This window comes from Streptomyces sp. NPDC036815 (genome assembly GCF_055609205.1).
This window is the reverse complement of record NZ_JBVJPW010000014.1, coordinates 104,849-128,829: the sequence shown is the minus strand read 5'-3', so window position 1 is coordinate 128,829 and position 23,981 is coordinate 104,849. Positions and strand designations below refer to the sequence as shown.

At 72.5% G+C, this 23,981-nt stretch carries 17 protein-coding genes; 10 read left to right on the top strand and 7 right to left on the bottom strand.

Annotation, left to right across the window (positions count from 1 at the left end; translation table 11 throughout):
- The first annotated feature begins 6 nt into the window (after nucleotides 1-6).
- Together ACZ69I_RS26280 and ACZ69I_RS26275 are read left to right on the top strand one after the other, a co-directional pair.
- Nucleotides 7-1,365 carry a glycoside hydrolase family 6 protein gene (locus ACZ69I_RS26280; protein ID WP_470835018.1) on the top strand — a complete coding sequence of 453 codons (1,359 nt, stop codon included), beginning with the start codon at nucleotides 7-9 and terminating at the stop codon, nucleotides 1,363-1,365.
- 127 nt (nucleotides 1,366-1,492) lie between these two features.
- Entirely contained in the window at nucleotides 1,493-2,500 is a 1,008-nt protein-coding gene (locus ACZ69I_RS26275) for a LacI family DNA-binding transcriptional regulator (protein ID WP_467673748.1), read from the top strand.
- Between the two features lie 22 nt (nucleotides 2,501-2,522).
- Here ACZ69I_RS26275 and ACZ69I_RS26270 read toward each other — a convergent pair whose 3' ends face one another.
- The 4 genes from ACZ69I_RS26270 to ACZ69I_RS26255 form a co-directional block, all read right to left on the bottom strand.
- Complete coding sequence (locus ACZ69I_RS26270) at nucleotides 2,523-3,239, bottom strand: glycoside hydrolase family 12 protein (RefSeq protein ID WP_470835017.1); 717 nt, start codon at nucleotides 3,237-3,239, stop codon at nucleotides 2,523-2,525.
- A 65-nt stretch (nucleotides 3,240-3,304) separates the two neighbouring features.
- Nucleotides 3,305-4,240 carry a carbohydrate ABC transporter permease gene (locus ACZ69I_RS26265; protein WP_470835015.1) on the bottom strand — a complete coding sequence of 312 codons (936 nt, stop codon included), beginning with the start codon at nucleotides 4,238-4,240 and terminating at the stop codon, nucleotides 3,305-3,307.
- The gene (locus tag ACZ69I_RS26260; protein ID WP_470835013.1) at nucleotides 4,237-5,262 is read right to left on the bottom strand and encodes an ABC transporter permease; all 1,026 of its coding nucleotides are present in this window, start codon (nucleotides 5,260-5,262) and stop codon (nucleotides 4,237-4,239) included. The genes ACZ69I_RS26265 and ACZ69I_RS26260 overlap by 4 nt, the downstream gene beginning before the upstream one ends.
- 1 nt (nucleotide 5,263) lies before the next feature.
- Nucleotides 5,264-6,967: an extracellular solute-binding protein gene (locus tag ACZ69I_RS26255; RefSeq protein ID WP_470835011.1), complete on the bottom strand. Its 1,704-nt coding sequence runs from the start codon at nucleotides 6,965-6,967 to the stop codon at nucleotides 5,264-5,266.
- A gap of 359 nt (nucleotides 6,968-7,326) precedes the next feature.
- On the opposite strand from ACZ69I_RS26255, the gene ACZ69I_RS26250 reads away from it, so the two are divergent.
- The 5 genes from ACZ69I_RS26250 to ACZ69I_RS26230 all read left to right on the top strand — a co-directional run bounded on the left by ACZ69I_RS26250 (nucleotide 7,327) and on the right by ACZ69I_RS26230 (nucleotide 15,115).
- Complete coding sequence (locus ACZ69I_RS26250; protein WP_470835009.1) at nucleotides 7,327-10,458, top strand: glycoside hydrolase family 3 C-terminal domain-containing protein; 3,132 nt, start codon at nucleotides 7,327-7,329, stop codon at nucleotides 10,456-10,458.
- A complete protein-coding gene (gene yicI / locus ACZ69I_RS26245; RefSeq protein ID WP_470835007.1) occupies nucleotides 10,455-12,758 on the top strand; it encodes an alpha-xylosidase in 2,304 nt (767 codons plus the stop codon). The genes ACZ69I_RS26250 and yicI overlap by 4 nt, the downstream gene beginning before the upstream one ends.
- Nucleotides 12,730-13,317, top strand: a complete 588-nt coding sequence (locus ACZ69I_RS26240; RefSeq protein WP_470835005.1) for a SigE family RNA polymerase sigma factor — start codon at nucleotides 12,730-12,732, stop codon at nucleotides 13,315-13,317. Before yicI ends, ACZ69I_RS26240 begins: the two co-directional genes overlap by 29 nt.
- A complete protein-coding gene (locus ACZ69I_RS26235) occupies nucleotides 13,314-14,183 on the top strand; it encodes a hypothetical protein (RefSeq protein ID WP_470835004.1) in 870 nt (289 codons plus the stop codon). The genes ACZ69I_RS26240 and ACZ69I_RS26235 overlap by 4 nt, the downstream gene beginning before the upstream one ends.
- A gap of 101 nt (nucleotides 14,184-14,284) precedes the next feature.
- Nucleotides 14,285-15,115, top strand: coding sequence for a pectate lyase (locus ACZ69I_RS26230; protein ID WP_470835003.1), 831 nt, complete (start codon nucleotides 14,285-14,287; stop codon nucleotides 15,113-15,115).
- 18 nt (nucleotides 15,116-15,133) lie between these two features.
- On the opposite strand, the gene ACZ69I_RS26225 is transcribed toward ACZ69I_RS26230, so the two are convergent.
- Both ACZ69I_RS26225 and ACZ69I_RS26220 read right to left on the bottom strand, forming a co-directional pair.
- The gene (locus ACZ69I_RS26225) at nucleotides 15,134-17,422 is read right to left on the bottom strand and encodes a tetratricopeptide repeat protein (RefSeq protein ID WP_470835002.1); all 2,289 of its coding nucleotides are present in this window, start codon (nucleotides 17,420-17,422) and stop codon (nucleotides 15,134-15,136) included.
- Entirely contained in the window at nucleotides 17,419-17,853 is a 435-nt protein-coding gene (locus ACZ69I_RS26220) for a hypothetical protein (RefSeq protein WP_470835000.1), read from the bottom strand. The genes ACZ69I_RS26225 and ACZ69I_RS26220 overlap by 4 nt, the downstream gene beginning before the upstream one ends.
- A 138-nt stretch (nucleotides 17,854-17,991) precedes the next feature.
- On the opposite strand from ACZ69I_RS26220, the gene ACZ69I_RS26215 reads away from it, so the two are divergent.
- The 3 genes from ACZ69I_RS26215 to ACZ69I_RS26205 all read left to right on the top strand — a co-directional run bounded on the left by ACZ69I_RS26215 (nucleotide 17,992) and on the right by ACZ69I_RS26205 (nucleotide 22,851).
- Nucleotides 17,992-18,927, top strand: a complete 936-nt coding sequence (locus tag ACZ69I_RS26215; protein ID WP_470834998.1) for an alpha/beta hydrolase — start codon at nucleotides 17,992-17,994, stop codon at nucleotides 18,925-18,927.
- A gap of 164 nt (nucleotides 18,928-19,091) precedes the next feature.
- Nucleotides 19,092-21,638: an alpha-L-arabinofuranosidase C-terminal domain-containing protein gene (locus tag ACZ69I_RS26210; RefSeq protein ID WP_470834997.1), complete on the top strand. Its 2,547-nt coding sequence runs from the start codon at nucleotides 19,092-19,094 to the stop codon at nucleotides 21,636-21,638.
- Between the two features lie 70 nt (nucleotides 21,639-21,708).
- A complete protein-coding gene (locus ACZ69I_RS26205) occupies nucleotides 21,709-22,851 on the top strand; it encodes a glycoside hydrolase family 43 protein (RefSeq protein WP_470834995.1) in 1,143 nt (380 codons plus the stop codon).
- Here ACZ69I_RS26205 and ACZ69I_RS26200 read toward each other — a convergent pair.
- Nucleotides 22,795-23,943 (bottom strand): aldose epimerase family protein, encoded by a 1,149-nt coding sequence (locus ACZ69I_RS26200; protein WP_470834993.1) that lies wholly within the window; start codon nucleotides 23,941-23,943, stop codon nucleotides 22,795-22,797. The genes ACZ69I_RS26205 and ACZ69I_RS26200 overlap by 57 nt on opposite strands.
- Nucleotides 23,944-23,981 lie beyond the last annotated feature (38 nt).

The window sequence follows — 23,981 nt, the reverse complement described above, 5'->3', positions numbered from 1 at the left end:
CACCCCATGAGCCGCACACACCGCAGATCACACACCCTGATGCTCGCCCTCACCACCGTGCTCGCCGTCAGCGGCGGCACCGCCCTCGCTCTGGACGGCGGGACCGCCGCACGCTCCGCCGCCGCCCGGGTCGACAACCCGTACGCGGGCGCCAAGGTGTACGTGAACCCAGAGTGGTCGGCGAAGGCCGCCGCCGAGCCCGGCGGGAGCGCCGTGGCGAACCGCCCCACCGGCGTCTGGCTCGACCGGATCGCCGCCATCGAGGGCGCCGGCGGCGCGATGGGCCTGCGCGACCACCTCGACGCGGCGCTCCAACAGCGCGCGAAGGTCGTGCAGTTGGTCATCTACAACCTGCCGGGCCGGGACTGCTCGGCACTCGCCTCCAACGGCGAGCTCGGCCCCACCGAGATCGACCGGTACAAGAGGGACTACATCGACCCGATCGCGCGGATCCTCGCGGACGCCAGGTACGCGAACCTGCGCATCGTCACCACCGTCGAGATCGACTCGCTGCCCAACCTCGTCACCAACACCTCGGGCCGCCCCACCGCCACCCCCGAGTGCGACGTGATGAAGGCCAACGGCAACTACGTGAAGGGCGTCGGCTACGCGCTCAAGCAGTTGGGCGCCGTCCCGAACGTCTACAACTACGTGGACGCGGGCCACCACGGCTGGATCGGCTGGGACGACAACTTCGCCGCCTCCGCGCAGCTCTTCCGCCAGGCGGCCACGGCCGAGGGCGGCACGGTCGACAACGTGCACGGCTTCATCACCAACACCGCCAACTACAGCGCCCTGAAGGAGGAGAACTTCACGATCGGCGACACGGTCGGCGGCCGGTCGGTCCGCGAGTCCAAGTGGGTCGACTGGAACCGTTACACCGACGAGCTCACCTTCGCCCAGGCCTTCCGCGCCCAGCTGGTGTCCGCCGGTTTCCGCTCCGGCATCGGCATGCTGATCGACACCTCGCGCAACGGGTGGGGCGGCGCGGCGCGGCCCACCCGGCCCGGGCCCACGACCGACGTGAACTCCTATGTGGACGGCGGCCGTTACGACCGGCGCGTACACGTCGGCAACTGGTGCAACCAGTCGGGCGCGGGCCTCGGGGAACGCCCGCAGGCCGCCCCGGAGCCCGGCATCGACGCCTACGTGTGGATGAAGCCGCCGGGCGAGTCCGACGGCGCGAGCAAGGAGATCCCGAACGGCGAGGGCAAGGGCTTCGACCGGATGTGCGACCCCACGTACGGCGGGAACGTGCGCAACAACTACAACAGGTCCGGCGCGCTGCCCGACGCCCCGCTCGCCGGGCACTGGTTCCCGGCGCAGTTCCAGGAGCTCCTGAAGAACGCGCACCCCGCGGTCTAGGGGGCACGGAGGGGCGCCCCGCCCCTGTGTACCGGAGTCGAAGCGCTTCGACTCCGGCTATGGACACGCATGGGGCGCCCCTCTAGGGTCGGTCGCACCGTCCCGTCGCCCACCCCAGGAGAGCCGCATGGTCACCCTCGCCGAGGTCGCCAGGCACGCCGGAGTCTCGGCCAGCACGGTGAGTTACGTCCTCAGCGGCAAGCGGTCCATCTCCACCGGCACCCGCGAGCGCGTCGAGCGCAGCATCCATCAGCTCGGCTACCACCCGAACGCGGGCGCCCGCGCCCTGGCCAGCAGCAGATCCAACGTCATCGCCCTGATGATGCCGCTGCGCACCGACATGTACGTGCCCGTGATGATGGAGATCGCCGTGGCCGTCGCCACCACGGCCCGCGCCCACGGGTACGACGTGCTGCTCCTGACCGGCGACGAGGGCCCCGCGGCCGTGCGCCGGGTCACCGGCAGCGGGCTCGCCGACGCCATGATCCTGATGGACGTCGAGCTGACCGACGAGCGGCTGCCGCTCCTGCGCGAGACCACGCAGCCCGCCGTGCTGATCGGCCTGCCCGCCGACCCGGCCGGACTGAGCTGCGTGGACCTCGACTTCGAGGCGACGGGCGCGCTCTGCGTCGACCACCTCGCCGATCTCGGCCACCGCGACGTCGCCGTCATCGGCGAGGCCCCGGCCGTCTACGAACGGCACACCGGCTTCGCCGAGCGCACCCTCGTCGGACTGCGCTGGCGGGCACGGGAGTTGGGCGTGCGGTTGCTGCACCGGCCCTGCGACGCGGGGTACGGGCCGACGTCCGCCACGCTCGCCCGGGTCTTCGACGAGCGCCCCGGCACCACGGGCTTCGTCGTCCAGAACGAGTCGGCCGTCGAGCCGCTGCTCGGGCTCCTGCGCCAGCGGGGCCGGGCCGTCCCCGAGGACGTGTCGGTGATCGCGGTCTGCCCGGACCAGGTCGCCCTGCAGGCGTCCGTACGGCTCACCTCCGTCGCCATCCCCGCCGAGGAGATGGGGCGCAGGGCCGTGGAGCGGGTCGTCGCCAAGCTGGCGGGGCGCGGCGCGGACGAGGTCGAACTGATCGCCCCGGAACTGACGGTGCGGGCCAGCACGGGGCAGGCTCCCGGCTGACCCGCACCCGTGCCCACGGCTCTCAGCGCCCGGAGACCCGCAGGGAGTTGGTCCTGAAGTCGAGGCCGCCGGCCGATCCGCTGATCTCGTATCCGAACTGCACGTCGCCGATGGTCTCGTCGCCCATCCAGTGCTTGGTGTTCTTGATCCACTTGAGGATGGGCAGGATGTCCACGCTCCCCGCGGAGGAGTTCGCCGTGCGCAGGAACGAGAACACCTCGTTGGCGCCGTTGTTCCCCTTGTAGACCGCCCAGGTGTGGCCGCCGAGCGTGGCGTCGCCCTGGTACGAGCCGAGGGCGCCGACGTTCCCGTGGCGGTTGACCCAGAGCATGATCTCGTAGTCGTAGTCGGTGTCCCAGATGTCGTACGAGGAGTTGTAGTCGCCCGCCCTCGGCACGGTGACGTCGTACGAGCTCGTCAGGGACGAGAGCGCGTCGATCCGCTTGCCCACCACCTTCTTGGAGTTGGGGTAGGACTTGATGCCGCTGGTGTTCGGGTGGTCGGCGCGCACGCTCCACCGGGTGCCGGAGTCGGCGGCGATGCACTGGCTGCCCGCTCCCGAACCCCAGATGTTGTTGTAGAGGGTGTAGCCGTCGAGCGTGGTGTTGCCCCACTGGTCGCAGGAGTTCCAGACGGCGGCCCGGGCGGGTGCCGCGGTCAGGCCGCACGCAACGCCCGCGGCCAGGGCGGGGGCGAGGATCAGCCGGGTCAGGGTGGTGCGGTGGCGGTTTCGTCGCATGGTCTCTCTCCAGAGGTGGGGGGGGGCACCGCGAACTCGGGGTGAGGGCGCGGATGTCGGTGTCGTCAGCCCTTGACCGCGCCGGTGAGCATGCCCTGCTTGAAGTGCCGTTGGACGAACGGCGAGAGGACGGCCACGGGGATCAGCGCGAGCACCATCACGGCCATCTGGACGGCGAGCGGGGACAGATGACCCGTGCTGATCGCCTGGCTGAGGCCGGTCGGCTTCTGCTGCTTGAGGACCAGCTGCTGCAGCACGTTCTGCAGCGGCAGCATCTCCGGGTCGCTGAGGTAGATCGACGCGTTGAACCAGGCACTCCAGTAGCCCACCGCGTAGAACAGGGTGATCACCGCGAGGACCGCGCGCGACAGCGGCAGGACGATCCGCCACAGGATGCGCAGGTCACCGGCGCCGTCGATGCGGGCACTCTCGATCAGCTCCTGTGCCGTGCCCATGAAGAACGCGCGCAGGACGAGGATGTTGAAGACGTTCAGGGCGCTCGGCAGGATCAGCGAGAGATAGGTGTCGGTGAGCCCGAGGCCCTGCACCACCAGATACGTGGGGATCAGACCGGCGCCGAAGAACATGGTGGCGACGATCAGGAGCAGGAGCGGGCGGTGCAGCACGGACCCGGGGCGCGAGAGCCCGTACGCGCACAGCACCGACACCACCATGCTGAACAGCGTTCCGGCCACCGTGACGCCCGTGCTGACCAGCGCGGCCCGCGTCACCTGGCCGCCGCCGAGCAGCTCCTGGTAGTGGATGAACGTGACGCCGCGGGGGATCACCACGAGGCCGCCCGTCTCGGTGATCGTCCGCACCGAGGAGAGGCTGGTGACGACCACCACCCAGACGGGGAAGAGCACGGCCAGGCAGACGAGCGCCAGGGTGACCCCCTTGACGGCGAGGCCGGCCCGGGTCGGCGGCTCCTCCCACGCCGGGCGCAGACCGGTCCTGCTGCCCGGCGCGATGCCGAAGTTCCGTACGTTCCGGGCACTCACCGCCTGTACACCCCCTGCTCGCCCATGAGATGGGCCGCCTTGTTGGCGCCGAGGACCAGCACGAGGCCGAAGACGCCCTTCACGATGCCGATCGCGGCGCCGTAGCCGAAGTTGCCGTTGTCGAAGCCGGTGTTCCAGACGTAGGTGTCAAGGACCTCGGACGCGGTGGGGCCCACCGCGGCGCGCTGCAGGAGGATCTGCTCGAAGCCGACCGTGAGCGCGTTGCCGACCTGGAGGACCAGGAGCAGGGCGACGACCGGACGCAGTGCGGGGAGCTGGATGTGCCACATGCGGCGCAGGCGGTCGGCGCCGTCCATGGCGGCCGCCTCGTAGAGGTCGGGGCTGACCGCGGCGAGCGCGGCGAGGAAGACGATGACGCCCCAGCCCGCGTCCTTCCAGATCATCTCGAAGGTGACCAGGAACTTGAACAGGCCCGGGTCGGTCATCAGGTCGAAGCCCTCGTGACCGTGGTCCCGGAGGACCTGGGCGACCAGGCCCGCCCCGCCGAACATCTGCTGGAAGACGGTGATGACCAGGACCCAGGAGAAGAAGTGCGGCAGGTAGAGGATCGCCTGGGCGACGGCCCGTACGCGCGGGCGCACGAAGCTGTGGACGAACAGCGCGAGCGCGATCGGCACCGGGAAGAACAGCGTCAGCTGGACCGCGAAGATCGCCAGGGTGTTCCTGACCGCCTGCCGGAACAGCTGGTCCTCGGCCATGTGCCGGAAGTGCTCGAAGCCGATCCAGGGGCTCTGGGACATCGCCCGGAACGCGTTGTCCGCGACATAGGGGTCGTAGTCCTGGAAGGCGACGACGTTGCCGATCAGCGGGACGTAGTGGAAGGCGAGGAGCAGCAGCAGCGCGGGCAGCACCATCAGGAGCAGGACGCGGTCGCGCCGCAGCCGGTGGCGCAGGGGCACGCGCGCCGCGGGGGGCCGCGCCGGAGAGGGCCGGGGCGCGGTGGGGGCGGGCGCGGGTCCGCCGGGGGCGGCCGGGCGCGCTCCGGCGGTTCCGTGCGCCATGTCAGGACGCCGGGTCGCCGGCGGCCCCGGACGCGTCGAGGAGCTTCTTGTACCAGTCCCGCAGCTCGTCGCCGCCGCCCGCCTTCCAGTCCGCGGCGGCCCGCCGCACGTCGGAGACCTTCCTGCGGCCGCGCACGACGTCCTTCTCCAGGTCCTCGAACTCGGCGTCGAGCTCGGCGTACCGGGCCGGCTCGATGATCATCATGCCGTGGAAGAGGGGCTTGCGGGTGTGGGCGCCCTGCCGCTGCTGCCATGCGACCATGCCGCGGGTGACGTCCGGCAGGTCGGGATGGGCGACGAAGGGCGCGGGCGACGCGAGGTACTCGTACGTCGAGAAGACCTCGTCGTTGCCCCGCCCCGTCTTGGTGAGCACTCCGTCCTCGAAGGTGTGGTGGACGCCCTCGACGCCGTACATGCGCAGCCGCTGCTCCTTCGAGCCGTAGGGCGCGGCGGTGAAGTCGGCGAGGGCGAGGATGTCGCGGACGGTTTCCTCGTCGGCCTTGTCGCTGACGAACGTCCAGATGTCGGCGGGCGGACGCGCGTACAGCGTGGGGGCGCCGCCGTCGGGGGCGAAGTAGTCGAAGGCCTCCATGCGGAACCTCTTGTCGTCCACCCGCTGCACCGCGGCCTTGCCGTACCAGTCGGAGAGGTCGTGGCAGTACATCCACACCTCGCCCGCGGCGCACAGGTCACCGATGTTGCCGGTCTCGGCCTTCGCGTCGGGGTGGACGAAGCCCGCCGAGTAGAGCTTGCGCGACCACTCCAGGGCTTCGAGGTACTCGTCGGTCTCGCAGCGGTTGACGAGCCTGCCGTCGACGAGCTTCCAGTAGTACGGCTTCTCCGGCAGCACACCGAAGACGGCGTACGCGGCCCAGCTCATGTCGCCGCATGCCCACACCTTGCTCCTCGGGGCGTTCAGCTGTTTGCACAGGTCGTAGAACTCCTGGGTGCTGGTGGGCGCCCGCAGTCCCTCCCGTGCGAAGAGGTCGGTGCGGTGGAAGGGGGCGATGTTCGGGGTGGTGGGGGCGGGCATCGGCAGGCCGCGCAGTCTGCCGCCGAAGACGGAACGCCGCCAGGCGCCGGTCGGGATCGCGGCCAGGTTCGGGTACTGCTTGACCTTGTCGCCGCTCAGGTAGGGGCCGAGGTCCGCGAACTTGTGGGCGATGGCGCTCGGTATCCTGCCGGTCAGCTCCCAGCCGGGCACCACCACGGCGTCCGGGACGTGGCTCGAGGCGAGGACCGCGCCCAGCTTCTGGCCGTACGTGTCGCCCTGCTGGTTCTGCCACGTGACGTGGACGCCCGCGGCCCTGTCCATCGCGGTCCAGTACGGATTTCCCTCCTTGGGCACGTTCCCCCAGAGGGGCGCCATGACGGTGAACCGGCCGCCCCTGCCCAGCCGTTCGGGCACCGACACCTTCAGCTCGGCCGCGGGCAGGGCCTTGGTGAAGCCGGCCGCGGAGCCGTTCTTCGCGGGAATGTCCGGCGTGGCGAGGTCCGACGCCACGTACGCGGGAAGCAGGTCCTTGAGCTTCTGCCCCGTCGTGGTGCCCTCGGTCTTCGAACCGCCGCCACCGCAGGCGGTGAGCAGCGGGGCGGCGCCCGTCAGGGCCAGCGCGGCGAGCCCCGACGACGAGGCGAGGAAGCCCCTGCGGGTCGGGCCGGATCCGGCCGGACCGGGGCTGGGGGAGGGGGAGTTCGGTGTCATTGCGTCAACCCTTCGTGGCGCGCCAGGACACACGGCGGTGACCGCCGGTCGGCTTCCGGAGCACGGGCGAGAGTGCGTCTTCGCCTCCTGATCGAAGCGCTTCGATGCGGAGCGAGAGTAGGTGACGTGCCGGGCCGTAACAAGCCTGTGGGCGTGAAAAGCTGGACGTGCACGCGGTGTTGGCCAGATGTGGCGTGACGGGTGGTCGAACGCGCCAGTCTCACGCGATGCCTTGACATGAACGCCATCAACACCCCAGCATCGAAGCGCTTCGAAGCCCGCCTTGTCCGCCGCTCTCGCCTCCGCGCGCCCCGTCCCGCCGTCCGATCTGCCCGCCTCCTGCCGAGGGGACCCCCCACGTGGCCGAGACCCAGCTCCCGTTCCGTGACCCCGGTCTGCCCGCGGACGAGCGGGTGGCCGACCTCCTCGCGCGCCTCACGGTGGACGAACGCCTCGCGCTGCTGCACCAGTTCGCGCCAGCGGTCGACAGGCTCGGCGTCGCCGCGTTCCGCACCGGGCAGGAAGCCCTGCACGGCGTCGCGTGGAGTGGGCCCGCGACCGTCTTCCCGCAGGCCGTCGGGCTCGGCGCGACCTGGCACGACGACCTCGTCCGGCGGGTCGGCGAGGCCATCGGCACCGAGGTCAGGGCCATGCACGCCCGCGACGACCGCGTCGGCCTGAACCTCTGGGCGCCCACCGTCAATCTCCTGCGCCACCCGCTGTGGGGCAGGAACGAGGAGGGCTACGCGGAGGACCCCCACCTCACCTCGGCCCTCGCCGTCGCCATGACGCGCGGCCTGCGCGGTGACCATCCCACCCGGTGGCGCACCGCCCCCGTCCTCAAGCACTGGCTCGCCCACAACAACGAGACGCACCGCGACACGTCGAACTCCTCCGTGCGCCCGCGCGTCCTGCACGAGTACGACCTGCGCGCCTTCCGCGCCGCCGTGGAAGCGGGCGCCGTCGCGGGCGTGATGCCCGCCTACAACCTCGTCAACGGCCGCCCCAACCACCTGTCGCCGTACCTGCGCGAGCAGTTGCGCCGCTGGACCGACCAGGACCTGCTCGTCTGCTCCGACGCGGGCGCCCCCAGCAACCTCGTCGACTCCGAGAAGTACTTCGACACCCACGAGGAGGCCCTCGCCGCCGCCCTGGTCGCCGGTGTGGACAGCTTCACCGACCACGGCACCGACTCGACGGTCACCGTGGGCCGCCTCCAACGCGCCCTGCGACGAACCCTGTTGACCTTGTCGGACATCGACACCGCGGTCCGGCGCCAGCTGTCCGTGCGGCTGCGGCTCGGCGAGTTCGACCCGGACGGCGGCCCGTACGGCGACTCCACCGCGCACGGCATCGACACCCCCGCCCACCAGGAGCTGGCCCGCGAGGCCGCCGAGCAGGCCGTCGTGCTGCTCAAGAACGACGACGGGCTGCTGCCGTTGCGCGAGGACACCCGGATCGCGGTCGTCGGACTGCTCGCCGACGTGTGCAAGACCGACTGGTACAGCGGCACCCTGATCCGCCGCAGCACCGTCCTCGACGGCCTCCGCGACCGCTTCGGCGCCGCCCGCGTGACCTTCGCGGAGGGCGCGGACCGGGTGCGCCTGCGGTGTGCGGCGGGCTGGCTGCGGGTGCCGGCCGCCCCGCGCGTCACGACGGCCGGGGTCTCCGGTACCGCCGAGCCCCTCGACCCGGCGCTGGCCACCGGCCGTACCGACCTGCCCCCGCTGACCGTCTGCGACGACCCCGCCGACGCCGCGGAGTTCGCCCTCGTCGACTGGGGCGGCGGCGCGTGGACGCTGCGGGCGCCGGACGGCCGCTACCTCTCGGTCGCCGACGACGGCCTGGTGCGCGCGTCGGCGGAGCAGCCGGGCGGCTGGGTGGTGCGGGAGACGTTCGGCCTGGTCGAGCACGGGGACGGCTACCTCATCGAGCACACGGGGACGGGTGGGTACGTGTCTGTCGCCGCCGGGGTGGTGAAGGTTGCCGCGGAGGGGGAAGTCTTCGGGGCGGGGGGTACGGGTGGGGCCGCGCGGGTGCCGGGGGGTTGCGCGGGTGCCCTCGCCGGTGCGGCGAGCGGGCCTGCCGGTCCGTCGACCGCTTCCTCCGGTCTCTCGACCGCCTCCACCGGCCCGTTGACCGCCCCTGCCGGTCCGTCGACCACCTCCTCCGGTCCGTCGCTCGCCTCCACCGGTCTCTCGACCGCCTCCACCGACCCCGAGGGCGAGGCCACCCCCGGCTCGCCCGACCCCGCGGCCCTCTTCTCCCTCGACGTCCTGGAGCGCGGTGCGGACGCCGTGGCCCGGGTGGCCACCGACGCCGGGACCGTGGTCGTCGTCGCGGGCAACGACCCGCACATCAACGGCCGCGAGACCCAGGACCGCACCACCCTCGCGCTGCCGCCCCACCAGGAGCGGCTGTGGCGCGCGGCCCGCGCCGTCAATCCGCGCACCGCGCTCGTGCTGACCTCGTCGTACCCGTACGCGGTCGCCGACGCCCACGCGGAGCTGCCCGCCCTGCTGTGGACCGCGCACGGCGGGCAGGCCGCGGGCACCGCGCTCGCCCGGGTCCTCGCCGGTGACGTCTCCCCGGCCGGGCGCCTCCCGCAGACCTGGTACGCCGCCGACTCCGACCTGCCCGGCCTGCTCGACTACGACGTCATCGGTTCGCGCCAGACCTACCTGTACGCGGACCGCGCCCCGCTCTACCCGTTCGGGCACGGGCTCGGCTACTCCTCCTTCAGGTATGGGGACCTGGTCGTGGCCCGCGACGGCGAGCGGCTCCGGGCCGCGTTCACCGTCACCAACTCGGGGCCGCGCGCCGCGGACGAGGTGGCCCAGCTCTACGTACGCGCTCCGCGGGGCGCCGCGGCGGGCCTCGCCCTGCCGCGCAGGCAACTGGTGGCGCACCGGCGCGTGCACCTCGCGGCGGGCGCCGCGCACCGCCTGGAGTGCGAGGTGCCGCTGACCGACCTCGCGTTCTGGGACGTGCGGCACGACCGCTGGGCCGTGCCGCCCGGCACGTACGAGCTGCTGGCCGGGGCCTCCAGCGAGGACATCCGGCTCACCGCGGCGGTCGAGGTGGCCGGTGCGCCGATCGCCGCCAGGCCGGTGCGGCGGGACGGCTTGGCGGCCAACGGCTACGACACGCAGCTCGGCACCGAGCTCGTCGACCGCACCAGGACGTCCGGCGACGCCGTGCGCGCGGTCACCGAGGAAGCGGGTGAACTCCTCTACCACGCCTGTGACTTCGGCGTTGGTGTGAGCGCCGTGTCGGTCGAGGCGGCGGGCGAGGGCGCCGTCGACCTCGTCGCGGGAAGCGCCGCCGCCACGGTCACGGTCCCGCCGACCGGCGGCAGGTACGCCTACGCCCGCCACGGCGCGGCCTTCGCCGCCACCGGGGTGCGCGATCTGCGCGTGCGCCTGCGCGGGCCGCTGCGGCTCGCACGGATCACCTTCACGTCCGACCGGGAGGGCGAGGGCACGGCATGAGGTTCACCGACGGATTCTGGCTGATGCGTGACGGGGTGCACGCCTCGTACGCGACCGACGTACGCGAAGTGCGGGAGAACGGCCGCGGCTTCACCGCGTACGCGGCCGTCAAGGAGGTGCGCGACCGGGGTGACACGCTCAACTCGCCCCTGATCACCGTCGACTGCTTCTCGCCCGCCGAAGGGGTGATCGGCGTCCGGGCGACCCACCACGCCGGAAAGGCGCACCGCGGCCCCGACTTCACCCTGCTGGCCACGGAGACGGCACAGGGCGCGTCCGCGACGCGGCTCCGCCGCGAGGGCACCGTCACCGAACTGAGCACCGGCCCGCTCACGCTCCGCCTGGACAGCGCGGCGCCCTGGCGCCTCACGTTCCTGGACGCCGAAGGGCACACCCTCACCGCCGTCGAGCGGCGGGGCACCGCCTTCGCGACCACCCCCGACGACGCCCACCACATGATCGGTCAACTGAGTCTGGGTGTAGGTGAGTTCATCTACGGCCTCGGGGAGCGCTTCACGCCGTTCGTCAAGAACGGCCAGAGCGTGGACATCTGGCAGGCCGACGGCGGCACCAGCAGCGAACAGGCCTACAAGAACATCCCCTTCCACCTCTCCTCGCGCGGCTACGGCGTCCTCGTGAACCACCCGGGCAAGGTCTCCTACGAGGTCGGCTCCGAATCCGTCGGGCAGCTGCAGTTCAGCGTCGAGGACCAGACCCTGGAGTTCTACGTCGTCGCAGGGCCCACGCCGAAGGACGTCCTGCGCCGCTACACCGCGCTCACCGGCCGGCCCGCCCTGCCGCCCGCCTGGTCGTTCGGGCTCTGGCTCACCACCTCCTTCTGCACCCCGTACGACGAGTCGACCGTCACCGGTTTCGTCGAAGGGATGGCGGAGCGCGGCATCCCGCTCAGCGTCTTCCACTTCGACTGCTTCTGGATGCGCGAGCACCAGTGGAGCGACTTCCGGTGGGACCCGGCCGTCTTCCCCGACCCGGCGGGCATGCTGGGCAGGCTCCGCGCGCGCGGCCTCAAGGTCAGCGTGTGGATCAACCCCTACATCGCGCAGAAGTCCCCGCTGTTCGCCGAGGCGGCAGCCGAGGGCTACCTCGTCCGGCGCCCGAACGGCGACGTCTGGCAGTGGGACCTGTGGCAGCCCGGCATGGCGCTCGTCGACTTCACCCACCCCGGCGCCCGCGCCTGGTACGCGGCCAAGCTGCGCGGCCTGCTCGACCTGGGCGTGGACTGCTTCAAGACGGACTTCGGCGAACGCGTCCCCACGGACGTCGTCTGGCACGACGGCTCGGACCCGCACCGCATGCACAACTACTACACGCAGCTCTACAACAGCACCGTCTTCGAACTCCTGGAGAAGGAGCGCGGCACCGGCGAGGCGGTCCTCTTCGCCCGCTCGGCGACCGTCGGCGGCCAGCAGTTCCCCGTCCACTGGGGCGGCGACTGCTTCGCCTCACCGGCCGCCATGGCCGAGTCGCTGCGCGGCGGCCTGTCCCTCTCGCTGAGCGGCTTCGGCTTCTGGAGCCACGACATCGGCGGCTTCGAAGGCACCCCGGACCCGGCCGTCTTCAAGCGCTGGCTCGCCTTCGGCCTGCTGTCCTCGCACAGCCGCCTGCACGGCAACGTCTCCTCCCGGGTGCCCTGGGCCTTCGGCGAGGAGGCGGTCGACGTGGCACGGAAGTTCACCCGCCTCAAGCACCGCCTGATGCCCTATCTGTACGGCGCGGCCGCCGAGGCCCACCACGAGGGCGTGCCCGTGATGCGCCCGATGGTCCTGGAGTTCCCCGACGACCCGGCCTGCCGCACGCTCGACCGGCAGTACATGCTCGGCCCCGACCTGCTCGTCGCCCCGGTCTTCACCGAGGCGGGCGACGTCGAGTTCTACGTCCCCGACGGCACCTGGACCCACCTCCTGACCGGCGAGAGCGTCCAGGGCCCCGGCTGGCGCCGCGAGACCCACGGATTCGACAGCCTGCCGCTGTACGTACGCCCCGGCGCCCTGCTCCCGCTGGGCGCCGACGACCGGCGGCCCGACGGCGACTGGCTCGACGGCCTGACGCTCCTCGCCGCCCCGGGCGGCACGCGCGAGCGCACCGAAGTCACCGTCCCCGACCGCGAGGGGCGCCCCGCGGCCGTCTTCCGTGCGACCCGCAGGGGCGCCGGGCTCACGGTCCTCGCCTCCGGTTCCCGGCGCCCCTTCCGCGTACGGACCGTGGACGGCCGTACCGCGGCCGACGGGGTGGGGGAGGTGACCCTGACCGATGTCCGCACCGACGGAGAGATCCGCTAGAGCGACGGGTGCGAAGGCGGACGCGGACGCGGCCGCCGAGTTCCACGCCTTCTTCGAGCGGCACTACGCCGAACTCGCCCGCCTAGCCCACCTGTTGACCGGCGAGGCCGACGGCGCGGACGACCTGGCGGCCGACGCCCTTCTCGCCCTCTGGCACCGCTGGGAGCGGGTGCGCGCCGCCGACCACCCCGCCGCGTACGCCAGGGGAGTCGTCGCGAACATGGCGCGCAGCCGCATCCGCAGCGCCGTGCGCGAGCGGCGCCGCGTCACGCTGTTCTGGTCGGGCCGCGACGAGGACGTCGCGGGCCCCGACGTACCGGCGGTCGTCGACGCGCGGGAGGCGCTGCGCGCGCTGCCCTTCCGCAAACGGGCCTGCGTGGTCCTGCGGCACGCCTTCGACCTCTCGGAGAAGGACACCGCACAGGCCCTCGGGATCTCGGTGGGTACGGTGAAGAGCCAGACGTCGAAGGGAATGGCTGAGCTGCAACGACGCCTCGGCCCGCACCCCGCCGTCGAGCGGGTGCGCGCGGTCACGGCGGACACGGGGGGAAGCACATGAGGGACGACGACACCGAGGTGCGCAGGAAGCTGCGCGGCGCGGCGCAGGCGCACCGGCCCGACCGGGAGCGGATGCGGGCCCGCGTCGAACGCGGCATGGCCGAGGGGGAGACGCCCGAACACCGCACCAGGACCCGCCGGGAGACGGGTGCTTCCTGGCTGCGGGTGGTGAGCGCGACCGCCGCCGTGGCCGGGGTCTTCGCGGTGGCGGGGTACGGGGTGGCGACCGCGCTGCGGGAGGCGGGAACGACCCCGCAGTCCGTGGCGACGAGCACCACCCCCCGGCCGTCGGCGCCGACGCCGGACCCCGCCCGCACCGGCAGGGCTCCGGCCCACCGCCCGAGCCCCCCGCCCCGGCCGCCCCGCCGCTCGGAGCCGATGGACCCACCGCGGAGCCAGGCGGACGACAACGGTCCGAAACACCCGGGGTCCACGCCCCCGGAGGCCCCCGCGTCGCCCGCCGACCGGCGCGGCAGCGTGCCCGCCGCCCGCCTCCTGTGGGCGGACGGCTCGATCGACCCCGGCTCCAGTACGTACTGGTCGCAGAGCGACATCACCGTCAAGGCGAGGAAGCCGCTGACCGAGCTCACCGTCGAGGTGCGCGTGGCACGGAGCGGCGAGGTCGCCGACACCGGCAACTGGCGCTCGCTGCCCGCGGCGGACTTCGACGTCTCGGTGGCGGAGCGGGACGGTTTCCTCGTCTACCGCTGGACGCTCAGGCCCGGTCGGACCGTGCCGGTCGGCGAGCACGTCTTCGCGGGGCAGTACAACCACCCGGCCGGGCAGCGGGACGCGGGCGACGACACCTGCGCGGTCCGCGCCGCCACGTCGCGCGAACGGACCTCCTGGCGCGGTGACTTCGCCTGACCCGGGCGGAGGGGAAATCCTCGCGGCGGCGGCAACCCCTCGCGGAGCGGCGGAGACCAGAGAGCGAACACGATCTCCCCCACGTACGAGGAATGGGACACATGACTCCACGAGCTGCACTGCGCAAGGGCCGCCGACGGCGCCTGACCGGGCGCAGGACCCTCGGCGCGCTGACCGCCGCACTCGCCCTGACGGGCGCGGGGATCGCCACGAACGTCATGCTGTCGCCCGCGGGCGCGGCCACCGCCTGGCCCGAGGCGAGGGGCGAACAGCCGGTGTCGAGGACCATCGAGGTCTCCGGCACCCGCGACGGCGGCCTCAAGCGCTTCTACGGCACCGGCGACCTCGGCGGCGACGGACAGGACGAGGGGCAGGACCCCCTCTTCGAGCTGGCGGACGGCGCCGTCCTGAAGAACGTCGTCCTCGGCTCCCCGGCCGCGGACGGCATCCACTGCCAGGGCAGTTGCACGCTGCAGAACGTGTGGTGGGAGGACGTCGGCGAGGACGCGGCCACCTTCAGGGGCACGTCGGCGGGGGCCACGTACACCGTCCACGGCGGCGGCGCGCGGAAGGCCGACGACAAGGTCTTCCAGCTGAACGGCGCGGGCAAACTCGTCGTGACCAAGTTCCAGGTCTCCGGCTTCGGCAAGCTGGTGCGCTCCTGCGGCAACTGCTCCAAGCAGTACAAGCGGTCCGTCATCGTCAACGACGTGGACGTCACCGCGCCGGGCAAGTCGATCGTCGGCATCAACACCAACTACGGCGACACGGCAGCGCTGCGCGACATCCGCGTCCACGGCGACCGCGACAAGAACATCGCCACGTGCGACCGCTTCACCGGCAACAACACCGGCGCCGAACCGGTGAAGACGGGGTCGGGCCCCGACGGCACCCACTGCCGTTTCACGGCCTCGGACATCAGCTACGAGTAGCCGGTGCGGGGGCAGGCCCTAGCTGCCGCCCCCTCCGGCCCCCCACCAGTACGGGTCCTCGTCGGCGGCTTCGGCGGCTTCGGCGGCCGACGGGGACCCGGTGCGGTGCCGCAGTTCGTCCAGCGCGCGGGCGGCGCTCTGTGCGTACGGGTGCGCCTCGCCGAGCAGCCGGACCTGGCCGTCGAGCACGGTCCGGTACTCGGTCCCCGCGGCGGTGAGGTCGCCGCGCCGGGCGAGGACCCAGGCCAGCGCGTGGCGGGTGTGGAGCGTCTGCGGGTGGTCGCGGCCCAGGAGCCGGGTGCGGTCGGCGAGCACGGCCCGGTACTCGGTTTCGGCGGCGGTGAGGTCGCCGCGCCGGGCGAGCATCCAGGCCAGCGCGTGGCGGGTGTAGAGGGTGTGCGGGTGGTCGTGCCCCAGGAGCCGGGTGCGGTCGGCGAACACGGCGCGGTACTCGGCCTCCGCCGCCGCCAGATCCCCTCGTTGACCGGCGATCCAGGCCAGGTTGTGCCGGGTCCACAGGGTGTCGATGTGACCGGCGCCGAGGACCCGGGACCGGCCCGCGAGGACCGCCCGGTACGCCGTCTCCGCGCCGTCCAGGTCCCCGAGCAGGTTCAGCGAGTGGGCCAGGAAGTGCCGCGTCTCCAGGAGTTGGGGGTCGGTGTCGGGCAGTGTCCGGCGCTGGATGTCGAGCAGCGCGCGGTAGTCGTCCACGGCGGTCGTGAAGTCACCGGCGATGCACGCGAGTTGCGCGCGTTCGCGGCGCAGTCGCAGGGCGGTCCGGCCGTCGGCGGGCAGCGAGGCGCAGACGACGGCGGCCCGCTCGGCGGTGACCTCGGCCAGGTCGTACAGACCGGCGTCCCTGGCGTACTCGATGCAGGCGAGGACCACGACCATGACGGTCTCCGGGTCCGGACCGGACTGCTCGGCGTCCCCCGCCCGGTCGAGCAGGCGGTGCAGATGCGCGGTGACGAGGTCCCAGAAGGGCCAGTGGGAGGGGTTGCGGGGGTCGTGCCTGGCCGCGCCGTCGCGCAGCCCTCGGGCGACCAGGTCGAGGTACGCGCCGCGGTCGCGGCGGACGTCGTCGAGCTGCCGGGTGACCTCGGCGACGAGCGGGTGCAGGGTCACGGTGTAGTGGCCGCCGCGGCCGGCGTCGCCGTCGGGGGCCCGGGTGGTGACCAGGGCGTAGTCGGCGAGCGCGTTGACGGCCTGCTGGAGGTCGGCCCCGGCCGGGAGCCGGAACAGCGGTGAACCGCGCAGGGCCGCGCAGGGCAGCACCTCCGTGTACGGGATGGGGGCGTCGCCGAAGTGTGCGAGCAGCCGGAGCAGCGGCCGGGTGTGGCCGAGCCGCTGCCCGGCCAGGAGGTCGAGGGTGACTTCCCAGGTCGCGGTGGCCCGCGGGCAGTGCAGGTGCGAGGGCCGCGCGGTGGGGCTGTCCAGGAGTTCGTGGAGGCGGTCGTCGAGCGCGAGGTGGTAGGCCCCGAAGGTGCCGGGGCACCGGGGCCCGTCCGGCCACGAGGGGTTGCGGTCCGCGCGGGAGAGATAGAGACCGGCGTGGTGGAGCAGGAGCGGCAGATGGCCGAGCCGGTCGGAGAGCGCGGCGGCCTGGACGCCTGGGCCCGCCCTGGGGGCCCGGTCCAGGAGCAGCTCCGTCGCGGCCCCCCGGGAGAGGACGTCGAGCGGGTGCAGGGTCGCACCGGAACCCCACGCCTCGTGGTTCTGGTTGCGGCTGGTGATCAGCAGTCGGCCGGGCGGCGGCGGACGGCGGATCCAGCCGTTGCCGTCCTCCACGTGGCCGCCGGGGCCCGCCAGGATCGTCAGGTCGTCGGCGTTGTCGACGATCAGCAGCCAGGGCCGCACCCGCCGTGCGAGGGCCTCCCACACCAGGTCGGGGGCGTCGCCCGAGGAGCCCGACCAGGCGAGCCTGAGCCGCTCGACCCCGACGCCCAGGCGTACGGCGAGTGCCCGCAGGTGCGCGTCGAACATGGCGGCGTCCACGGCGGACAGCAGCCACACCTCGGCGCCCCTGGCCGTCGCTTCCGCCGCGACGGCCAGGGCCACCGTCGTCTTGCCGGACCCTCCGGTGCCGCACACCACGTGCACGGTTCCGCAGGGCGCGGTGAGCAGGGCCTCGACCACGCCCTGCCTGCCCCGCACCGGGTAGGCGAGCTGCCGGGGCGCGATGGACACCTGGCCGGCGGAGCCGAAGTTCTCCCCGCGGTGGTGCACGTGCAGGTTGTTGGCGGCGGCGTAGGTGTCGCGGTCGGATCCGATCCAGATGCTCGGCTGTTCCGAGTGCGGGGCGCTCATGGTGAGGAGCGGTCTCCGTGGTGATGCGTGACCGTCATGTCGTGCCCGGAGGTGTAGGCGTCTCTTCCGGCGTGCACGTCGAAGGGCGGCGCCGCCTGTGGCCCCCGCGCGTCGGGGAGTTCGGCCCGCACGCCGTCGATCGCCTGTCGCAACGCCTGCGCCACGTCCGGGTGTTCCCGAAGCAGACCCGCCAGCTGCACCTGCCAGTAGGGGAGCAGGGCCTCCCGGGCGGCCGCCCGGTCCCGCTCCGCGGCGCGCTCCACCACGGCCGCCTGAGCCGTCAGCCGGACCTCGGCGTCGGCCGGGCCGGGATCACGCGCGAACAGCGGGAGGAAGCGGGCTCTCGCCGTCTCCCAGGCGTCCGTGGCCATCGCCCCGACCAGGGCCGCTCCACCGGCGGCCGCGAGGCCTGCCATCGCTTCGGTCGTCATAGGTCCCCCGCTCCTCCCGGAGTCGGCGCACGGTCTTCGTACCGTCTTTCGGCACGGTCATTGAGTTCATCGGGCCAGGGGCATATGACGTTACGCAATTCCCGTACTACGTGCAGTAGTTGAGACGGAGGGGCGTCCATGCCCGACGCAGGAGAGTCCAAGCCCGGCACAGGGGAGACCGAACCCGGCACAGGAGAGACCGAACCCGGCACAGGGGAGGCCGTGTTCGATCCCGTGGCGGCGGATCCGGCCCTCGGCCCGGGCGAGCCCGCCGCCACGCCCCCGCTGCACATCCCCAGCGCGGGTGAGACCTTGCTGGGGCTGCTCCACCTGCCGCCGGGCCCCGGCCCGCACCCGACAGCGGTGCTGCTGCACGGATTCCCGGGCAACGAGCGCAACTTCGACCTGGCGCAGGCGCTGCGCCGTGCGGGCTATGCCGCGGTGGTCTTCCACTACCGGGGCTCCTGGGGCGTGGGCGGGGTCTACTCCTGGCGCCACGTCCTGGAGGACAGCGCGCGCGTCGTGGCCGCGCTGCGGGAGCCCGGCGCCGTGGCCGAGTACCGGCTCGATCCGGACCGGCTCGCGGTCGTGGGGCACAGCATGGGCGGTTTCGCGGCGCTGGTGACCGCCGCCGCGGATCCACGGGTGCGCGCCGTGGCGTCCGTCGCGGGGTTCGATCTGGGCGCGGTGGGGGCCAGGTGCCGACGGGACGCCGCGGCGCGGGCCGCGTTCGTGGGCGCGTTCGCCAGGGAGTTGCTGCCGTTGCGCGGGACCAGCGGTGAGGCGCTCGTGGCGGAGGCGGAGGCCGGCGGGGCCGGGTGGGAGCTGGCCCGGCTGGCGCCGAGGCTCACCGGGCGGCCCGTGTTGCTGCTGGGCGCGGGCCGGGACCAGGTGGCGCCGGTGCGGATCCACCACGACCCCGTGGTGGCCGCGTACCGGACGCATGCGGGCCCGCGTCTCGAACACCATGTCTTCGCGACGGATCACTCCCTGTCCGACTGTCGCGTGGCGCTGGCCAGGACCGTGATCGACTTCCTGGGCCGGAGCATGGGGGCCGCGCCGGTCAGCCCCTGAGAGTCCCTTCTTCGCCGGGTTCTTGTTCGGCGGGACGAACCCAACTCCGTTTTCTGTGCGATGCGTTGACGCCGTACCTCACGCTGCCTACATTGCCGTTCGTAATCCTGATCAGTGTCCGAAATATCGAACACGACAGGGCGTGACGGAGACGGATGGTGGACATGGTGCGCAGACGCCGCAGACTCGGGCTCACTCTCGGAGCCCTCGGGTCCCTCCTCGCGGGCACGCTCGCCGCGAGCCCCGGCGCGGGTCCCGGGGGGCCCGGGGCAACGGCGGGCCCGGCCGCCGCAGCCGCCCCCGTCGACTACACGATCGACGTCGACACCGCCCGCACCGGCGCGAAGATCGACGACTCGATGTACGGCGTCTTCTACGAGGACATCAACCGCGCGGCCGACGGCGGCCTCTACGCGGAGCTCGTGCAGAACCGGTCCTTCGAGTACAGCGCCGACGACAACGCGTCCGCCACACCGCTGACGTCGTGGCAGACCTCGGGCGCCGTGCGCGTCCTGGCCGACGACGGCCGCCTGAACGCCCGCAACCGCACCTACCTCTCCCTGGCGGGCGGCGCGTCCGTCACCAACTCCGGCTACAACACCGGCATCGCCGTCGCCAAGGGCAAGCGGTACGACGTCTCGGTCTGGGCCCGTACCGACGGGGCCGCGCGGGCGCCGCTCACGCTCGCCCTCCGCGACGCCGACGGCGAGCTGGCCACGGGCCGCCGCGTCACCGCGCGCGGCGGCTGGGCCAAGTACGCGGCGTCCTTCACCGCCACCCGCACCTCCACCACCGGCCGCCTCGCCGTCGCGGCCGGCGCCCCGGTAGCCCTCGACATGATCTCCCTCTTCCCCCGCGACACCTACAAGGGCCGCGAGAACGGCCTGCGCGCGGACCTCGCCCGGAAGATCGCCGACCTGAAGCCCGGCTTCCTGCGCTTCCCCGGCGGCTGCCTGGTCAACACCGGAAGCCACGAGGCGTACGACGAGAAGTCCGGCTGGCAGCGCAAGCGCTCCTACCAGTGGAAGGACACCATCGGCCCGGTCGAGCAGCGCGCCACCAACGCCAACTTCTGGGGCTACAACCAGAGTTACGGCCTCGGCTACTACGAGTACTTCCAGTTCGCCGAGGACACCGGCGCCATGCCGCTGCCCGTCGTGCCCGCCCTGGTCACCGGCTGCGGCCAGAACAAGGCCACCGACGATCCCGCGCTGCTGAAGCGGCACATCCAGGACACCCTCGACCTCATCGAGTTCGCCAACGGCCCCGCGACGTCCGGGTGGGGAAGCAAGCGCGCCGCCATGGGCCACCCCGCGCCGTTCCACCTCACCCACCTCGAAGTCGGCAACGAGGAGAACCTCCCCGAGGAATTCTTCGCCCGCTTCGAGCGGTTCCGCGCCGCCATCGAGGCCGCGCACCCGGAGATCACGGTCGTCTCCAACTCCGGCCCCGACGACAGCGGGGCGACGTTCGACAAGGCGTGGCAGCTCAACCGGGACGCCGATGTCGCCATGGTCGACGAGCACTACTACAACAGCCCCCAGTGGTTCCTGGAGAACAACGACCGCTACGACTCCTACGACCGCAACGGCCCGAAGGTCTTCCTCGGCGAGTACGCCTCACAGGGCAACACCTTCGGCAACGCGCTCTCCGAGGCCGCGTACATGACCGGCCTGGAGCGCAACGCCGACATCGTGAAGCTCGCCTCGTACGCGCCGCTGCTCGCCAACGAGGACTACGTGCAGTGGAAGCCCAACATGATCTGGTTCGACAACGACCAGTCCTGGGGCTCGGCCGACTACGAGACGCAGAAGCTCTTCATGCGCAACGTCGGTGACGAGGTCGTGCCGTCCACCGCCTCCGCCACCCCCGCCGTCTCCGGCCCGATCACCGGCGCCGTCGGCCTCTCCACCTGGGCCACCAGCGCCGCCTACGACGACGTGCGGGTCACCGGCGCCGACGGCAGGGACCTCCTGGCCGACGACTTCTCGGCCGGGGACTCCCGGTGGACGAAGGCCGCGGGCAGGGGGAGTTGGGCCGTGCGGGACGGGGCGTACGTGCAGTCCGACGAGGGCGCCGAGGACACCCTGGTCACGGCGGGCGACCGGAGCTGGCAGAACTACGACCTGCGCGTGAAGGCCACCAAGAAGGCCGGCAAGGAGGGCTTCATGGTGGCCTTCGGCGTCAAGGACACCGGCAACCACTACTGGTGGAACCTCGGCGGTTGGAACAACACGCGCTCGGCCGTGGAGAAGACCACCGACGGCGCGAAGCAGACGATGGTCCAGGACGGCACCACCGTCGAGACGGGACGCGCGTACGACCTGCGCGTCGAGGTGCGCGGCCGCCAGGTGACGCTCTACCTCGACGGGAAGAAGTGGGGCTCCTTCACCGACGACAAGCCCGCCGAGCCGTTCCGTCAGGTCGTCACCCGCGACAAGGCGACGGGTGAACTCATCGTCAAGGTCGTCAACGCCCAGGCGGCGCAGGCCCGGACGACGATCGGCCTCGGTGACGGCGCGGGCGTCGCCGCGAAGGCCCGCGTGACCACGCTGGCCGCGGACCCCGCCGCCGAGAACACCAAGAGCGCGCGTCCCGTCGCTCCGAGAACGTCGACGTTCGACGGGGTGGACGACCGCTTCACGTACACGTTCCCCGCCCACTCGGTGACGTTCCTGCGCATCAAGGGCGGCGCGGCCGCGCGCCGTTGACCTCACGACCCCGTACACCCGACGGCGCCCGCACGGGGCGCCGGAAAGGCAGTGACCGTCCATGAACCCCATGAGCACGAACAGTGAACCGCCCCGTCGCAGAGCCCTGCTGAAGGGCACGCTCGCCGTCGGCGCCGCGGCCGCCGGCGCGCTGGTCCTCCCGCCGGGTCTCGCCCGCGCCACCGCGCGGGAGACCGCCGGGCGGGCCCCGGCCGTCAACCCGCTCGTCCGCCACCGCGCCGACCCGCACATCCACCGCCACACCGACGGCCGTTACTACTTCACGGCCACCGCCCCCGAGTACGACCGCATCGTCCTGCGCCGCTCCCGCACCTTGCGCTCCCTCGCCACCGCCGAGGAGTCCGTGGTCTGGCGACGGCACACCGACGGCGAGATGGCCGCGCACATCTGGGCGCCGGAGATCCACCACATCGACGGCAAGTGGTACCTCTACTTCGCCGCGGCCCCCTCGCACGACGTGTGGAAGATCCGCATGTGGGTCCTGGAGAACGCGCACAGCGACCCCTTCAAGGGGCGCTGGGTGGAGAAGGGGCGGATCAGCACGGCCTGGGACACCTTCTCGCTCGACGCGACCACCTTCACCCACCGCGGCACGCGCTATCTCGCCTGGGCGCAGAAGGACCCCGGCGAGGACCACAACAGCGCCGTCTTCCTGTCCAGGATGGCCGACCCCTGGACCCTGACGGGCCCTCAGATCCGGCTCACCACGCCGGAGTACGACTGGGAGTGCGTCGGGTTCAAGGTGAATGAGGGGCCCTCGTTCCTCCAGCGCCACGGCCGGGTCTTCATGACGTACTCCGCGAGCGCCACCGACGCGCACTACTGCCTGGGGCTGCTGACCGCCGCCGCGGACGGCGACCTCCTGGACCCCGCCTCCTGGACGAAGTCCCCCCGGCCCGTCTTCACCAGCAACGACACGACCAAGCAGTACGGGCCGGGGCACAACTCGTTCACGGTCGCGGAGGACGGCAGGACCGACGTCCTCGTCTACCACGCCCGCCCGTACAAGGACATCGTCGGCGATCCGCTGAACGACCCCAACCGGCACACCCGCGTCCAGCGCCTGGGCTGGCGGGCGGACGGCACCCCGGACTTCGGTGTGCCGGTGGCGGACGGTCCCGGTCCGGTGCTCGCGTCAGCGGGCGGAGAAGCTGTGGACCGTGCTCGACCGGTACCGCTCGCCGGGCCGTAGCACCGTCGAGGGGAACGACGGCTGGTTCGGCGCGTCGGGGAAGTGCTGGGTCTCCAGGCAGAGCCCGTCCCCCTGCCGGTAGAGGCGGCCGGAGGAGCCGGTGAGAGTGCCGTCGAGGAAGTTGCCGGAGTAGAACTGCACCCCGGGTTCGGTCGTCGCGATCCGCATCGTGCGACCCGAACCCGGGTCGCGCAGTGACGCGAAGGGCTCGGGGCGGGTCGTGATCCCCTTGTCCAGGACCCAGTTGTGGTCGTAGCCCTTGGCCGTAACCAGCTGCGGGTGCGCGGCGCGGATGTCCTCGCCGACGGCCTTCGCACGCCGGAAGTCGAAGGGCGTGCCCGCCACCCGCGCCAGCTCGCCGGTCGGGATCAGCCCCTTGTCCGTGGGCGTGAACCGTGCGGCGTCCAGGGCGAGTTCGTGGCCGTAGATGTCGCCGCTGCCCTCGCCCGCGAGGTTGTAGTACGTGTGGTTGGTGAGGTTCACGACCGTGGCCCTGTCGGTCGTGGCCTCGTAGTCGATCCGCCAGTCGCCGCGTGCGGTGAGCGTGTACGTCACCGTCACGCGCAGCGTGCCCGGATAGCCCATCTCGCCGTCGACGCTCACGTAGCGCAGGACGAGGCCGACGCCGGTGGCGTCCGCGAAGGGCTCCACGTCCCACACCCGGGTGTTGAAGCCCTTCGCCCCGCCGTGCAGGCTGTTCTCCCCGTCGTTGACGGAGAGCTGGTGGACGGTGCCGTCCAGGGTGAAGCGGCCGTGCGCGATGCGGTTGCCGTAGCGGCCGATGAGGGCGCCGAAGAACGTGGTGCCCGCCGCGTACTCCTCGATCGTGTCGTAGCCGAGGGAGACGTTCGCGTACCGGCCGCGGCGGTCGGGCAGTTCGAGGCTCTGCACGATGCCGCCGTAGGAGAGGACCTTCATCCGCGTGCCGCCGTTCGCCAGCGACCAGCGGTGCACCTTCGTGCCGTCGGCGAGCCGGCCGAAGAGCTCCTTCGTGGGCCGCCGCCCCGCCGTCGCGTGCGCGGTGCCCGCGGTGGCCGCGGCGATGGTGGCGGCGGCCGTCGCCGTGAGGACGGTGCGTCTGCTCGTTTCCATGGACAACTCCATCGGAGAGGGGAAGGGGGGAGGGAGGT

Bases quoted from the DNA above. Each gene is read 5' to 3' on its own strand.
- ACZ69I_RS26280 (WP_470835018.1), top strand. From the start codon at position 7: ATGAGCCGCACACACCGCAGATCACACACCCTGATGCTCGCCCTCACC.
- ACZ69I_RS26275 (WP_467673748.1), top strand. From the start codon at position 1,493: ATGGTCACCCTCGCCGAGGTCGCCAGGCACGCCGGAGTCTCGGCCAGC.
- ACZ69I_RS26270 (WP_470835017.1), bottom strand. From the start codon at position 3,239: ATGCGACGAAACCGCCACCGCACCACCCTGACCCGGCTGATCCTCGCC.
- ACZ69I_RS26260 (WP_470835013.1), bottom strand. From the start codon at position 5,262: ATGGCGCACGGAACCGCCGGAGCGCGCCCGGCCGCCCCCGGCGGACCC.
- ACZ69I_RS26255 (WP_470835011.1), bottom strand. From the start codon at position 6,967: ATGACACCGAACTCCCCCTCCCCCAGCCCCGGTCCGGCCGGATCCGGC.
- yicI (WP_470835007.1), top strand. From the start codon at position 10,455: ATGAGGTTCACCGACGGATTCTGGCTGATGCGTGACGGGGTGCACGCC.
- ACZ69I_RS26240 (WP_470835005.1), top strand. From the start codon at position 12,730: ATGTCCGCACCGACGGAGAGATCCGCTAGAGCGACGGGTGCGAAGGCG.
- ACZ69I_RS26235 (WP_470835004.1), top strand. From the start codon at position 13,314: ATGAGGGACGACGACACCGAGGTGCGCAGGAAGCTGCGCGGCGCGGCG.
- ACZ69I_RS26230 (WP_470835003.1), top strand. From the start codon at position 14,285: ATGACTCCACGAGCTGCACTGCGCAAGGGCCGCCGACGGCGCCTGACC.
- ACZ69I_RS26225 (WP_470835002.1), bottom strand. From the start codon at position 17,422: ATGAGCGCCCCGCACTCGGAACAGCCGAGCATCTGGATCGGATCCGAC.
- ACZ69I_RS26220 (WP_470835000.1), bottom strand. From the start codon at position 17,853: ATGACGACCGAAGCGATGGCAGGCCTCGCGGCCGCCGGTGGAGCGGCC.
- ACZ69I_RS26215 (WP_470834998.1), top strand. From the start codon at position 17,992: ATGCCCGACGCAGGAGAGTCCAAGCCCGGCACAGGGGAGACCGAACCC.
- ACZ69I_RS26210 (WP_470834997.1), top strand. From the start codon at position 19,092: ATGGTGCGCAGACGCCGCAGACTCGGGCTCACTCTCGGAGCCCTCGGG.
- ACZ69I_RS26205 (WP_470834995.1), top strand. From the start codon at position 21,709: ATGAGCACGAACAGTGAACCGCCCCGTCGCAGAGCCCTGCTGAAGGGC.
- ACZ69I_RS26200 (WP_470834993.1), bottom strand. From the start codon at position 23,943: ATGGAAACGAGCAGACGCACCGTCCTCACGGCGACGGCCGCCGCCACC.